An 11,816-nucleotide genomic window follows, 5' to 3' on the forward strand; every position below is an offset into this window, starting at 1 on the left:
ACAAACCGATGAACGTTTCGAAGACGCGGGGCCGCCGCTGGCTGGCCCCTGGATGCATCGCCGTCGCGGGCCTGCTGGCGGGCGCGGCCTGGGCCCAGGCCGACTACCCGAGCAAGGCGGTGCGGATCATTGCCCCCTTCCCCGCCGGCAGCGGCCCCGACGCGAACGCGCGCGAGATCGCGGCCGAGCTCACGAAGCTGCTGGGCCAGAGCTTCTATGTGGAGAACCGCCCCGGGGCCTCGAACATCATCGGCACCGAGGTCGCCGCGAAGGCGCCGGCCGACGGCTACTCGCTCTACATCGGCACCACCAGTTCGCTGTCGGTGGTGCCGCATCTCTATTCGAAGCTGCCCTTCGATGCCGAGAAGGACTTCGCGCCCGTGAGCCTGCTCGGCGTGCTCAACACCGGCTTGATCGCCACGCCCGGCGTGGAGGCGCGCGACGCGCGCGCACTGATCGCCGCGCTCAAGGCCCGGCCCGATTCGGTGGCGGTCGCAACCGCGGGCATCGGCAGCTATTCGCACCTGTCGGCCCTGTGGTTCAACAGCGCCGCGGGCGTGAAGACCAACCTCGTGCCCTACAACAGCAGCAGCCCCTACGTCGACCTGATCGCGGGACAGGTGCAGCTGATGTTCGACGGCCTGCCGGCCGCCGCGGGCAACATCCACACCGGCAAGCTCAAGCTGCTGGCCATCACCGGCAAGGAGCGCGCGCCGAGCTTCCCCGACGTGCCCACCTTCGCCGAGGCCGGCCTGCCCGACTACGCGCCGATCGCCTGGCAAGGGCTGCTCGCGCCCGCGGGCACGCCCAAGCCCGTGCTCGAGAAGCTCAGCGCGGCGATGCGCAAGGCCTGCCAGTCGAGCGAACTCGCGCGCAAGTGGCGCGACTACGGCGGCGAGCTGCGCTGCAACACGCCCGCGGAGTTCAAGGCCTTCATCGATGCCGATCGCGCGATGTGGGGCAAGGTGATCCGCGAGGCGCGGGTCAAGCTCGATTGAGCGCGGCGTGCGTTCTCCGCATCGCGCGGGTTCAGGGCCGTTGCAGCCACGCGCGTGCCTGCTCGCGCAGTTCGCGCTCTGCCTCCGAGTCGGCGGTCGGCAGGTCGAGGGGAACCTCGTGTCCGGCTTGCAGCAGGCGGTAGCCGAGGTAGCGGTAGGGCCGCGGCAGGCGCGACAGCCGCTTCGTATCGAGCGCGAGCGCGGCGCCCTCGGCGTCCGCGACGAGGCTGTCCATGTCGTAGACGGCCGTGCGCCGCGCCAGCCTCCACGCGCCCTCCTCCTGCGCGAGCAGGTCGATGAAGCGGAAGTGGCATTCCCATCGCACCGGCGTGCCGTCCAGGCTGCCGAAGCCGATCATCATCACGGCCGATTCGGCCCAGGCGCGCTCGCCCTCCACTTCGCACAGCGTGCCGAGCATGCGGTGCCGGTTGAAGCTGCGGCCCTGCAATCGGCGCGAGGCCTCGACGAAATCGATATGGCGGCCGCGGAACCAGCTCACGGCGATGTCGCCCGCGGGCGTGAAGCAGTCGGTCAGCGCGGCCCAGCGCGCGTTGTCGCGGCAAAAGGCCCAGCGCTGGATCAGTTCGGCGATGGCGGCCTGGTGGAGGATAGGTTCGGTCTTCGATGGCATGGCGCTTTCTCGAGGGTGAAGGGCGCATCGCGCCCCGGGATGGGAGGTTCAGAACGTGTGCTTCACGCCCAGCATGAAGCCGCTCTGGGAGCCGCCGGGCGTGTTGCTCAGGCCGGGATAGCCGTTGACCGGCAGCGCCAGGCTGCCGCTGTTGCGGATGTGGCCCGCGGTCGCGTAGACCAGCGAGCGCTTCGACAGGAAGTAGCTGGCGCGGAACACGGCCAGCCGCGCCCCGTTGGCGGTGTGGCGGTCATCGAGCTTGAACAGCTGCGCCTCGAACAGCCACGGGCCGCTCGGGTAGGTGCCGCCGAGCCACCACAGGTCGCTGCGCGGCTGCGTCGCGCTGCCTTCGTTGTCGCGCCGCAGGTAGCCCGCGGCGAGCTTGACCTCGCCCAGCTTCAGGTAGCCGTTGAGCGTGGCCCGCGTGTCGCTGCGGTCGCTGCTGGAGAGGCCGCCGAAGGCACCGGGGCCGCCCTGGATCCGGTCGGCGCCGAGCGCGACGCCCCACGACGCCTGCTCATACTTGAGCATGCCCGACAGCGTGCGGCAGGCCCGCGCATCGCCGGGCAGTTCGCCCGCGCAGTTGGTGCCGCCCGGGCTGTTGGTCGCGACCACGTCGCGGCCCAGGCTGTAGAGCGCGCCGACGCTCCACGCGCCGAAGCTGCCGCGGTAGGCGATCGCGTTGTCGGCACGGATGTTCGCGAGGTAGGGATCGAGCGAGCTCGAGCTGTAGGCACCGGGTCCCATGATGTCCGACTCGGTCATCGACCAGAACAGGAAGGTCAGTTGCCGGCCCAGCGTGACCGTGCCCCAGTCGCCCGCCAGGCCGACCGTGGAGGTGCGGCCGAAACTGCGCCCGCCGTTGGCGATGACCCCGGTGTCGGCGTTGAAGCCCATCTCGAGGTTGAAGATCGCGCGCGTGCCGCCGCCCAGGTCCTCGGCGCCACGGAAGCCCAGGCGCGAAGGCAGGGTGCCGAACTGCATGCGCGTGATGCCGATCGCGCCCGGCCCGCCATGGCCCTGCACATGCTCGATCCCGAGGTCGAGCAGGCCGTAAGTCTGCAGGCCGCCCTGCGCCCGGGCGGGCGTGGCCGCGGCGAGCGCCGCGACGAGCGCGAGGGCCATGACGGCCCGTTTTTCTTGTCTCATGTCTTCTGGTCCTCGTGGGGGTGGATGCCGGTCTTCGCGGGTGCGCCGCATCGACGGCCCCCGCACGGTAGCCATGGCCTCGCGGGGCCAGAAGACGGCAATTTCTCGCGCTCGATCGCCGGCGGCTATCGCCAGCGCGTGGCGTTTGGCACCGGGGACGCTCGATGAAACTGCACCAGTTGCGCGACTTCGTGGCGGTGGCCTCCACCGGCAGCCTGCGCGCGGCGGCGCGGCGCCTGGGGCTCACGCAGCCCTCGCTCTCGAAGAGCATCCAGCAGCTCGAGAAGGAACTGGGCAGCGCGTTGTTCGAGCGGCATGCGCGCGGCGCCGTGCTGAGCTTCGCGGGCCGCGCCTTCCTGCCGCGCGCCGAGACGGTGCTCAACGAACTGCAGCGCGCCGCCTCCGAACTCCAGCACCTCGGGGGCGCGGGCGGCCATGTGAACATGGCGGTGTCGGCGGCCGCCGCGCTCACGGCCCTGCCCGAGGCGCTGACCGAATTCCGCAGGCGCTATCCCGATGCCGCGGTACGCGTGGTCTCGGGCACCTTCGCCGTGATGTTCAGCGAGCTGCGCGCGGGCGCGCTCGACTTCTCGATCGGGCCCCGGCCGGCCGTGTCGCTGAGCGAGGAGTTCTGCGTCGAGCAGCTGTTCACCAACACGCGCGCCGTCGTGTGCCGCGCCGGCCATCCGCTGCGCCATGCGAGATCGCTGGGCGAACTCACCGAGGCCCAGTGGCTGGTGCCCGGTGCGATGGGCCTGGCCGCGGCGGAGCACGACCAGGTCTTCCTGGGGCTGGGCCTGCCGGTGCCGCGATCGGTGGTGCAGTGCGAGTACCCGACGGCCCTGCTCTCGCTGCTGGCCCGCACCGACATGCTCGCCATCGTTCCGCGCCAGTACGCGGACGCCCGGCCCTTCGACAGCTTCCTGGTCGAGATCCCGATCGGCGAGACGCTGCCGGGCGCGGAGATCGTGCTGATCGCGAAAGCCGCCATGCCGCTCACGCCCGCGGCCGAGCACATGCTGACCTTGCTGCGCCGGCACATCGAGTACCACGTCACGGCCCACCGCGGCGGCACGCAGCCATAACCGCGACCTATCTTCATCGACGCCGCGGCATCTGCCGCCGTGCGAAGGCGCTGCCTAGACTCCCGCCGCATGAAAGTCCTTGCCCATCTGGCCGCCGCCGCGGCCGCGCTGCTTCTCTCGCCGGGCGCATGCGCCGACGACTGGCCCGTGAAGCCGGTGCGCGTGGTCCTGCCCACGGCGGCGGGCAGCGCGCCGGACGTCATCGCGCGCCTGCTCGGCGAGCGGCTCGGCCAGCTCTGGAAGCAGCCCGTGATCGTGGAGAACAAGCCGGGCGCCAGTGGCGTCATCGGTATCTCGGCCTTCAAGCAGGCGCCGGCCGACCAGCATGGCTTCCTGCTCGCGCAGGCGGCGGTCATCGCGGTGACGCCGCGCACGCTGGCGAACCCGCGCTTCGATGTCGGCGCGGACATGACGCCGATCGCGCTCGTCGCGCTGAGCCCCATGGTGATCCTCGCGCGCCAGGACTTCGGCGCGAACACGCTCGCCGAGGCCTTCGCGCTGGCGCGTTCGGGCCGGCAGCCGATCACGGTGGCCGCCACGGGCCAGTACTCCATTCCACACCTGTCGGCCGAGTACATCCGGAAGGCCGCGGGGCTGGATGTCAACATCGTCTCCTTCGGCAGCACCGGAGGCGCCCTCAATGCCCTCGTCAATGGCGATGCGCAACTGATGGTCGACGGCATTCCGGGCGTGGGCGCGATGCGCCAGTCCGGGCGCATCAAGGCGCTGGCCACCACCGCCTCGGAGCGCCTGCCGGGCGAGCCCGGACTCCCGACGTTGGCAGAGACGCTGCCGGGCAGCCCGGAACTCAGCGGCTGGTTCGTGCTGTTCGGCCGGAAGAACGCGAGCGCCGAGGTGGTCGAGCGCGTGAACCGCGACGTCCGCCAGGTGCTGCAGGATCCTCGGCTCGCGGCGCGCTTCGTGGAGCTCGGCGTGTTCCCGCGTGCGTTGACGCCGGCCGAGACCGCGCGTTTCGTGGCCGACGAGCGGCAGCGCTGGGGGCGGGTGCTCGACGGGCTGAAGATCGAGGCGCGCTGAGCCGCGACGACGCAGCAGTCGTCGCGTTCTTGAACATTCACTACTGTATGGAAAAGTCAGGGTAAGCCCGGGCTGCGTGTCGCTTTGTCCTCCCTATCATCCGCTCCGACCATTCACATGTGTATGGTGAATGATCGAACTGGCGACCCAAACCGGAGACAACATGACTCGCAACAGATCGATAGCCTTTGCTCTTTCCTGCACCCTGGTCGCGCTCGCCGCCGGCTGCGGAGGCGGCAGCGGCGGGGGTGGAGACGCGGCCGCGCTGGCGGCCGCGATCGCGGCGGCCAATGCGGCCGCCGCCGGGGCCAACGGGCCGGGCTCCGCGCCGCCGGCCCCGCGGGCCGCGTTCAAGGAGCGCTGCAGCGGACTGGTCGGCAAGGCCGTCGGACCGGGCAGCATCGCCACGGCCGAAGTGATGGCCGCGTCCGCCACCACGCTGCAGACCTGCCAGGTGCGTGGCGCGATCGTGAGCTCGCCCACCTCGACCATCAACTTCCGCATCGACCTGCCCGAGGACTCGGTGTGGAACCAGCGGCTGGTGCAGATCGGCGGTGGCGGCTACGACGGCGTGGTCGTCGGGCCCGACCTCGTGATGCTGGCCAATGGCGACGTCTACAAGCGCGGCTACGCATGGGTCAGCGCGGACGGCGGGGTGCAGGTGCCCGACCTGAGCTCGACGCTCAACAACCCCTCGGCCTTCGACAACTTCGCCTTCGCCTACCACCCGCAGGTGTTGAAGGTGGCCAGTGCCGCGATCCAGTCGATCTACGGCAAGCCCGCCGCCAGGACCTACTTCTACGGCATGTCCACCGGCGGCCGCGAGGCGCTGCTGCAGGCGCAGCGCTATCCGCAGAGCTACGACGGCATCGTGGCCGGCGAACCGGTGGTCGACTACAGCAACGTGATCCAGCGCGGGATCGCGCTGGCCAAGCTGGCGTTCTCGAACAACGGCGCGGGCTGGCTCAGTCCGGCCAAGATCAAGCTGTTCGGCGATGCCCAGATGGCGGCGTGCGACGGCCTCGACGGCGCGGTCGACGGCGTCATCTCCAACGTCAACGCCTGCCGCTTCGATGTGCGCACGCTGCGCTGCCCGGGCGGCGCCGACAGCGGCGACAGCTGCCTGTCGGATCCGCAGATCGCCTCGGTCGACTTCATGCGCACGGACTTCACGCTGCCCGTGCCGGTGGCGAACGGCATCACCAGGGCGCCGGCCTGGGGCGTGGGCGGCGAGGCGGCGGCGGCCGGCAACTGGACCATCGCGCAGTTCGGCGCGAGCCCGACGGCGCCCGCGAGCCAGCTCTACTTCTTCTCCGACTGGTGGCTCAAGTACCAGGTGACCTCGAACGTCAACACGACGGTGCTCGGCTACACGCCGGGATCCGATCCGGCGCGCTGGCTCGAGCTCTCCGAGAAGGTCAATGCGACGAATCCCGACCTGTCGGCCTTCGCGGGACGCGGCGCCAAACTGCTGCTGTGGGCCGGTGCGAGCGACAACCTGGTGCCGCCCGGCTATGCCACGGACTACTACCAGAGCGTGGTCGGCAAGCTGGGCCAGGAGACCACCGATGCCTTCATGCGCTTCTACATGCTGCCGGGCGTGGTCCATGGCCCGGGCGGCCCGGGTGCCGGCATCGTCGACAACCTCGCGATCCTCGAGAACTGGGTCGAGAAGGGCAAGGCGCCCGACGATTCGCTCACGGCGGCGCGACTCGCGGCCGACGGCAAGCGCGTGGAGATGACGCGTCCGCTGTGCCGCTATCCGACCTGGCCGAAGTACCGCGGCTCGGGCGACCAGAACCTGGCGGCCAGCTTCAGCTGCGCCTACGACTGAAGCAGCGGCGTGCTAGCGAGCCGGGGCCTTGCCGGGCTCCGGCGCCAGCAGCATCTGGGCCACGAAGCGGCGGCGCTCGGCCTTGTCGGCGGTGGAGCCCTGGTTCCTGAACAGCGACTCCGACTGCATGTAGCAATAGAGGGTGAAGGCGCGCGAGCGCGCGGATTTGGCGTCGAAGCCGCACGAGAGGAAGCATTCCTCGATGTAGGCGAGCCGCTTGGCATCGACCTCGTCGACGATCATGCGCGCCATCTCGTCGCGCCGGGCCCAGGCGCGGACCGCGAGCTCGACCGACGCGCCCTTCATGGCCGCGCGGCCATGGAACGGCAGCTCGACCAGCTCGACGATCAGGTCCTGCGCCTCGACGCCCTGCTTGCGGTAGCGCGCGATGATCTGCTCGGTCTGCGCCTCCTGCCAGCTCACGAGGATGCGCTTGAGCAGGTCGTCGCGGTCGACGAAGTGCCAGTAGAAGGAACCGCGCGTCACCTGCAGGAGCTTGGCCAGCACGTCGACGCGGACCGCATCGATGCTCTTGTCGATCAGCAGTTCCGTCGCGGCCACGATCCAGTCGGCGGGCCCGAGCTGGGACCGCTCGGAGGCCGGTTTGGCGCCGGCCTCGCTCTTGCGCTGCAGGGCGGCCGAAGCCTTGCGCGGGCGCGGTTTGCCAGGGGTGGTCGTCAGCATGCGCCGATGATAGCGGAGGCCCGCATGCACCAGAGTCAGGGCCCATTCCCTTGGGCAAACCCTGAGCCGCTCGTCCGGATCCGGCTGATAGCATCGCCGCACCATACACATCTGTACGTGTATTGATAAACGCGAAAAAGCTCCTTCCCCGACCTCATCGAAAGCCATGCAGTACCAGTTCCTGACCCTCGAACTCCAGGAGGAGATCGCCCACCTGCACCTGAACCGCGCCGGCAAGCGCAATGCCCTCAACGACGGCCTGGTGCTGGAGTTGCGGCATGCGTTCGAGAACCTGCCCGGCCATGTGCGCGCCGCCGTGCTCGGCGGCCGGGGCGCGCACTTCTGCGCCGGGCTCGACCTGTCCGAACTGGCCCACCGCGATCCGCCGCAGGCGGTGCAGCACTCGCGCATGTGGCATGCGGCGCTCGATGCCATCCAGTTCGGCCCGGTGCCCGTGATCGCCGCGCTGCACGGGGCCGTGATCGGCGGCGGCCTCGAGCTGGCCGCGGCCTGCCATGTGCGTGTGGCCGATGCCACCGCCTTCTACGCGCTGCCCGAAGGCACGCGCGGCATCTTCGTCGGCGGTGGCGGATCGGTGCGCATTCCCAAGCTGATCGGCGTCTCGCGCATGGCCGACATGATGCTCACCGGCCGCGTGTACCGCGCCGACGAGGGCGAGCGCGTCGGCTTCTCGCAGTACCTCGTGGCCGAGGGCAAGGCCTGGTCGCACGCGCTCTCGCTGGCCCACCAGGTGGCACGCAATGCGCCGCTGACCAATTTCGCGGTGATGCAGGCGCTGCCGCGCATCGCGGAGCAGCCCGCGGACCACGGGCTGATGACCGAAGCGTTGATGAGCGCCATCACGCAGAGCGCGCCCGAGGCGAAGCTGCGCGTGCAGGCCTTCCTCGACGGCGCGGGCGCCAAGGTGCGCACGCCGCAGGCCGGCGCGGACATCGCGCCCGCCGCCTGAGCCACGACATTCACAACGACCGAGGAGACTTTCATGCAGACACGACGGACCTTCATTCAGGCAGCGGGCGGCGGCGCCCTCGCCTCGCTGCTGCCGCTCGCGGCATCGGCCCAGGCACTGGACCAGGTCAAGATCTACTACGGCTTTCCCGCCGGCAGTGCCGGCGACAGCGTGGCGCGCCGCATCGGCGAGAAGGTCGCGGGCTCCGCGTACTCGCGCAACGTCGCGGTGGTCGACAACCGCCCGGGGGCCGGCGGGCGCATCGCGCTCGAGGTGCTGAAGTCGGCGCCGGCCGACGGATCGGTGCTGGCGCTGTCGCCGTTCTCCTGCACCTCGATCTATCCGCATGTCTACTCGAAGCTCAGCTACGACGCGAACAAGGACTTCGCCGCCGTCTCGATCGGCGCGGTCATGCATCACGGCCTCGCGGTGGGACCGAAGGTGCCCACCAGCGTGGTCACAGTGCGGGACTTCCTGGCCTGGGCCAAGGCCAACCCGCAGGAGGCGAACTACGGCTCGCCGGCCGCGGGCTCCACGCCGCACTTCATCGGCGCCCTGCTCGGCCTCACGGCCAATGTCGACCTGCGGCACGTGCCCTATCGCGGTTCGGTGCCCGGCATCACCGACGTGGTGGGCGGACAGATCGCCGCCATGGTCACGCCGAGCGGCGACTTCCTCGCCAACCACCGCGCGGGCAAGCTGCGGATGATCGCGACCTCGGGCCGCCAGCGTTCGCCGTTCTCGCCCGAGGTGCCGACCTTCGCGGAACAGGGCTTCGCCGAGCTCACGACCGAGGAATGGTTCGGCTTCTATGCCCCGGCGCAGACGCCGGCGGCCGCGATCGCGCGCGCCAACGCCGCCGTCAATGCCGCGGTCAAGGAGCGCGCCGTGATCGATAGCCTGGGCGTCGTCGGCCTGATCGCGCGCGGCTCCACCGCCAACGAGATGGCGATGTCGCAGCAGGCCGAGTTCGAACGCTGGGGACCGCTGGTCAAGCGCATCGGCTTCACGGCGGAGTCGTAGGCCAAAGCCACGAGGCCTTCGCGGCCCGTGGCGCCGTTCAGTGCGTCACGAATCGAGATGGCGCTCGCGGCTCCACTGCTCGACGAAGGTCCTCGCATCCTCTTTCAACGCACCGACGACATCGGGGCCGTCCGTGCCCGCCACGACGAGGCGGCGCCGGACGATGCCGCCCAGATCCAGATCGGCATGGCCCGATGCGAAGGCCGCGCCTTGCGCGGTCGTGACGCGAATCTTCACGTGCCACCCTCGGTAGCAGAAGTCGAGTTCGGTGTCGGGAGTCATGGCAGGCAAGGCGCCGTTCGCCAAGCGGGAATAGCTCGAGATTGGATTGATAGTAAATATATCAATGAGTAGCAATTCTATCTATCCGAATCGACCCTGAGGCTCGGTCTTGCGGCGCCAGCACGCCTTTCAACGGAAGCGCTTGCTGAATTCGCGCACCACCCCGATCACCCGCGCCGCGCCGAGCGGCTTGATGGGGTAGCGCGGATTGAGGGGCCGCAGGTAGAACTCGCCCCCGTCCCTGACCAGTTGCTTGAAGGTGGTCTGCGCGTGCTCGTTGAGCGCGATGACGTAGTCGCCGGGCAGCACCTCGAGGTCGGGCTCGACGACGATGATCGATCCCTCGGGAAAGGAGTCGCCCGACTCGCTGGCCATGCTGTCGCCATGCACGCGCAGCGCATAGGTGTGGCGCTTGACCGGGACCGTCACGGGGACGGTCTCGAAATTGCCGCGTGGCTTGAAGTTGTCGATGACCGTGTAGTTGCCGGCCTCGACCTCGGACACCAGCGGCACCTCAGCGCGCATGACCGTGCCCTGGCTGATGTTCGGCCCGCCCGAGAGCAGTTCGCCGACGGAGATGCCGAGCAGTTCGGCAACGCGCGGCTGGTTGGCGCGCTTGGGTGCGGTGCCCCCGGCTTTTTCCCATTGCTGGACTGCACCCCGACTCACACCGACGGCGTCAGCAAACTGCTGCTCGCTCATCCCGAGCCGTCGGCGCCCTTCGCGAATCAGTCTATGAATGCTCATAGTCTAGAGGCTAGGTCCTCCGATGGATGGAAAATAAATCATAGCTAGACGTTCTGGCTAGCTTGACTCTCCCATCCGTGGGGGAACGAACCTCCGACACCGCGCCTGCACCGGGCATGCGGGCGGGATGCGGACGGCGCGGGCGGGTGCCGGATCAGCCGGCCAGATCGAAGCAGCAGCCCGCGTAATAGGCCTTGTCGCCGCCGTCCACGAACGGGACCTCGATCGGCTTGCCTTCGTTGCGCCAGACATCGCGGCGACGGTAGCCGGCCTGCTTGAGCTGCGCCATCAGGTCGTCGTGATGCTCGATGCGATAGGGGCAGACCGCGAAGCCGATGCTGTTGAGCGTGTAGAGGGTGCGATCGGGATGCAGCGCCGTGGTGTTCAGCACGATGCGCCGGGGCTTCACCGCGAGCGCGGCGAGGATCTCCGACAGCCGTTGCGGCAGGTATTGCAGGCTGCCCGAGGCATACAGCACGTCGCAGCCGCTGGCGTCGGCCAGCGCCGTGGTGAAGCCCAGCTGGGCCGCCGCGTCGCGCTGCAACGCCAGTGCCTCGCCGGCGCGCACCACGCCCGGCACGTCGCACACGGTCCAGCGCAGGCCATCGGGATAGGGCAGCACGCGGCGAAACGCGTAGTACTTGATCCCCACGTGGCCGCCGAGGTCGAAGATCCGCGTCATGCCGTCCTCGAGCGAGCGCCCGAGCCAGAACAGCGCCGGGTAGTCGTAGAAGTAGATCTGGTGGCTGTAGAGCTGCGTGGCCGCCTGCGCGTTGTCGTAGCCCACCGCCTTGGAGGGCGGCGCGCCCGCTTCGGCCGCGGCGAAGCTCTCGAACGAGCCCATGAAGAGGTTGTCGTCCTGGTTGTCGAGGAACTTGCGCCGATAGGCGTTCGCGCGGGGCAGCCGCGCCAGCAGGTTCGAGAGCATTGCAGGCTCCTTTCGAAGGAATTGATTTTTCGCGTCGAGGCCGATGCTGCTTGCGATTTCGGGAAATTACAAATCGCGGGCCGATTTTTCGATTCTGCTTACGAGTCGGATGAATTAATAACGCCCGCGCCGCGGATCGCGCAATTGAAATCGCGTCGAGCCGAATTGAAGAGCCGATCCTCCCTTTTCCCGCCAGCCCTGGGAGCCACTATTCCAGCCCGCTCGCACTCGCTGCGATGCTTCGAGAAAACGCGGATTTCCCCAGGGGAACCACCCTTGGAACGGACCCGGCATACCCATCGCGAGAGCCTTCGCCAGGCTTTTCCGGCCGAAAAGCCAAATGGCTACCTCGTTTAATCGAAATTCGGTAGTTCCCATCTGAAATAAGCAAGTCCAAACGTAATTGACCTTCCAAATAGGGCCCACGCACATCTTCAAACCTCCTAC

12 protein-coding genes are annotated in these 11,816 nt (G+C 69.0%); 6 read left to right on the forward strand and 6 right to left on the reverse strand.

Annotation, left to right across the window (positions count from 1 at the left end; genetic code table 11):
* Window positions 1-8: 8 nt before the first annotated feature.
* Window positions 9-998: a Bug family tripartite tricarboxylate transporter substrate binding protein gene (locus BM109_RS27725; protein ID WP_093350027.1), complete on the forward strand. Its 990-nt coding sequence runs from the start codon at window positions 9-11 to the stop codon at window positions 996-998.
* Between the two features lie 31 nt (window positions 999-1,029).
* Here the strand turns inward: BM109_RS27725 and BM109_RS27730 are convergent, their stop codons facing one another.
* Window positions 1,030-1,629 (reverse strand): nuclear transport factor 2 family protein, encoded by a 600-nt coding sequence (locus BM109_RS27730; protein WP_093350030.1) that lies wholly within the window; start codon window positions 1,627-1,629, stop codon window positions 1,030-1,032.
* A gap of 48 nt (window positions 1,630-1,677) precedes the next feature.
* Window positions 1,678-2,754 (reverse strand): porin, encoded by a 1,077-nt coding sequence (locus BM109_RS27735; protein ID WP_093350032.1) that lies wholly within the window; start codon window positions 2,752-2,754, stop codon window positions 1,678-1,680.
* A 188-nt stretch (window positions 2,755-2,942) separates the two neighbouring features.
* Here BM109_RS27735 and BM109_RS27740 point away from each other — a divergent pair, with 188 nt between their 5' ends.
* From BM109_RS27740 to BM109_RS27750, 3 genes are all read left to right on the forward strand, one after another.
* A complete protein-coding gene (locus BM109_RS27740) occupies window positions 2,943-3,863 on the forward strand; it encodes a LysR substrate-binding domain-containing protein (RefSeq protein WP_093350035.1) in 921 nt (306 codons plus the stop codon).
* Window positions 3,864-3,932: 69 nt separating this feature from the next.
* Window positions 3,933-4,901 carry a Bug family tripartite tricarboxylate transporter substrate binding protein gene (locus BM109_RS27745; protein WP_093350038.1) on the forward strand — a complete coding sequence of 323 codons (969 nt, stop codon included), beginning with the start codon at window positions 3,933-3,935 and terminating at the stop codon, window positions 4,899-4,901.
* Between the two features lie 163 nt (window positions 4,902-5,064).
* Entirely contained in the window at window positions 5,065-6,735 is a 1,671-nt protein-coding gene (locus tag BM109_RS27750) for a tannase/feruloyl esterase family alpha/beta hydrolase (protein ID WP_143129280.1), read from the forward strand.
* A gap of 12 nt (window positions 6,736-6,747) precedes the next feature.
* Here BM109_RS27750 and BM109_RS27755 read toward each other — a convergent pair whose 3' ends face one another.
* Window positions 6,748-7,419 carry a TetR/AcrR family transcriptional regulator gene (locus BM109_RS27755; RefSeq protein WP_093350042.1) on the reverse strand — a complete coding sequence of 224 codons (672 nt, stop codon included), beginning with the start codon at window positions 7,417-7,419 and terminating at the stop codon, window positions 6,748-6,750.
* 166 nt (window positions 7,420-7,585) lie between these two features.
* Here BM109_RS27755 and BM109_RS27760 point away from each other — a divergent pair, with 166 nt between their 5' ends.
* Window positions 7,586-8,389 (forward strand): crotonase/enoyl-CoA hydratase family protein, encoded by an 804-nt coding sequence (locus tag BM109_RS27760; RefSeq protein ID WP_093350045.1) that lies wholly within the window; start codon window positions 7,586-7,588, stop codon window positions 8,387-8,389.
* Window positions 8,390-8,422: 33 nt separating this feature from the next.
* The gene (locus BM109_RS27765; protein ID WP_093350048.1) at window positions 8,423-9,412 is read left to right on the forward strand and encodes a Bug family tripartite tricarboxylate transporter substrate binding protein; all 990 of its coding nucleotides are present in this window, start codon (window positions 8,423-8,425) and stop codon (window positions 9,410-9,412) included.
* A 45-nt stretch (window positions 9,413-9,457) separates the two neighbouring features.
* Here the strand turns inward: BM109_RS27765 and BM109_RS27770 are convergent, their stop codons facing one another.
* From BM109_RS27770 to BM109_RS27780, 3 genes are all read right to left on the reverse strand, one after another.
* The gene (locus BM109_RS27770; protein ID WP_093350050.1) at window positions 9,458-9,694 is read right to left on the reverse strand and encodes a hypothetical protein; all 237 of its coding nucleotides are present in this window, start codon (window positions 9,692-9,694) and stop codon (window positions 9,458-9,460) included.
* Window positions 9,695-9,823: 129 nt separating this feature from the next.
* The gene (locus tag BM109_RS27775; protein ID WP_093350053.1) at window positions 9,824-10,441 is read right to left on the reverse strand and encodes a LexA family protein; all 618 of its coding nucleotides are present in this window, start codon (window positions 10,439-10,441) and stop codon (window positions 9,824-9,826) included.
* Between the two features lie 154 nt (window positions 10,442-10,595).
* Window positions 10,596-11,369 carry a TIGR04325 family methyltransferase gene (locus BM109_RS27780; RefSeq protein ID WP_093350055.1) on the reverse strand — a complete coding sequence of 258 codons (774 nt, stop codon included), beginning with the start codon at window positions 11,367-11,369 and terminating at the stop codon, window positions 10,596-10,598.
* Between the last annotated feature and the right edge of the window lie 447 nt (window positions 11,370-11,816).

This window comes from Variovorax sp. PDC80 (genome assembly GCF_900115375.1).
GTDB lineage: Bacteria > Pseudomonadota > Gammaproteobacteria > Burkholderiales > Burkholderiaceae_C > Variovorax.

What these genes read in the sequence shown, in the direction of transcription:
- BM109_RS27725 (WP_093350027.1), top strand. Translation starts at nt 9, where the DNA reads ATGAACGTTTCGAAGACGCGGGGCCGCCGCTGGCTGGCCCCTGGATGC.
- BM109_RS27730 (WP_093350030.1), bottom strand. Translation starts at nt 1,629, where the DNA reads ATGCCATCGAAGACCGAACCTATCCTCCACCAGGCCGCCATCGCCGAA.
- BM109_RS27735 (WP_093350032.1), bottom strand. Translation starts at nt 2,754, where the DNA reads ATGGCCCTCGCGCTCGTCGCGGCGCTCGCCGCGGCCACGCCCGCCCGG.
- BM109_RS27740 (WP_093350035.1), top strand. Translation starts at nt 2,943, where the DNA reads ATGAAACTGCACCAGTTGCGCGACTTCGTGGCGGTGGCCTCCACCGGC.
- BM109_RS27745 (WP_093350038.1), top strand. Translation starts at nt 3,933, where the DNA reads ATGAAAGTCCTTGCCCATCTGGCCGCCGCCGCGGCCGCGCTGCTTCTC.
- BM109_RS27750 (WP_143129280.1), top strand. Translation starts at nt 5,065, where the DNA reads ATGACTCGCAACAGATCGATAGCCTTTGCTCTTTCCTGCACCCTGGTC.
- BM109_RS27755 (WP_093350042.1), bottom strand. Translation starts at nt 7,419, where the DNA reads ATGCTGACGACCACCCCTGGCAAACCGCGCCCGCGCAAGGCTTCGGCC.
- BM109_RS27760 (WP_093350045.1), top strand. Translation starts at nt 7,586, where the DNA reads ATGCAGTACCAGTTCCTGACCCTCGAACTCCAGGAGGAGATCGCCCAC.
- BM109_RS27765 (WP_093350048.1), top strand. Translation starts at nt 8,423, where the DNA reads ATGCAGACACGACGGACCTTCATTCAGGCAGCGGGCGGCGGCGCCCTC.
- BM109_RS27770 (WP_093350050.1), bottom strand. Translation starts at nt 9,694, where the DNA reads ATGACTCCCGACACCGAACTCGACTTCTGCTACCGAGGGTGGCACGTG.
- BM109_RS27775 (WP_093350053.1), bottom strand. Translation starts at nt 10,441, where the DNA reads ATGAGCATTCATAGACTGATTCGCGAAGGGCGCCGACGGCTCGGGATG.
- BM109_RS27780 (WP_093350055.1), bottom strand. Translation starts at nt 11,369, where the DNA reads ATGCTCTCGAACCTGCTGGCGCGGCTGCCCCGCGCGAACGCCTATCGG.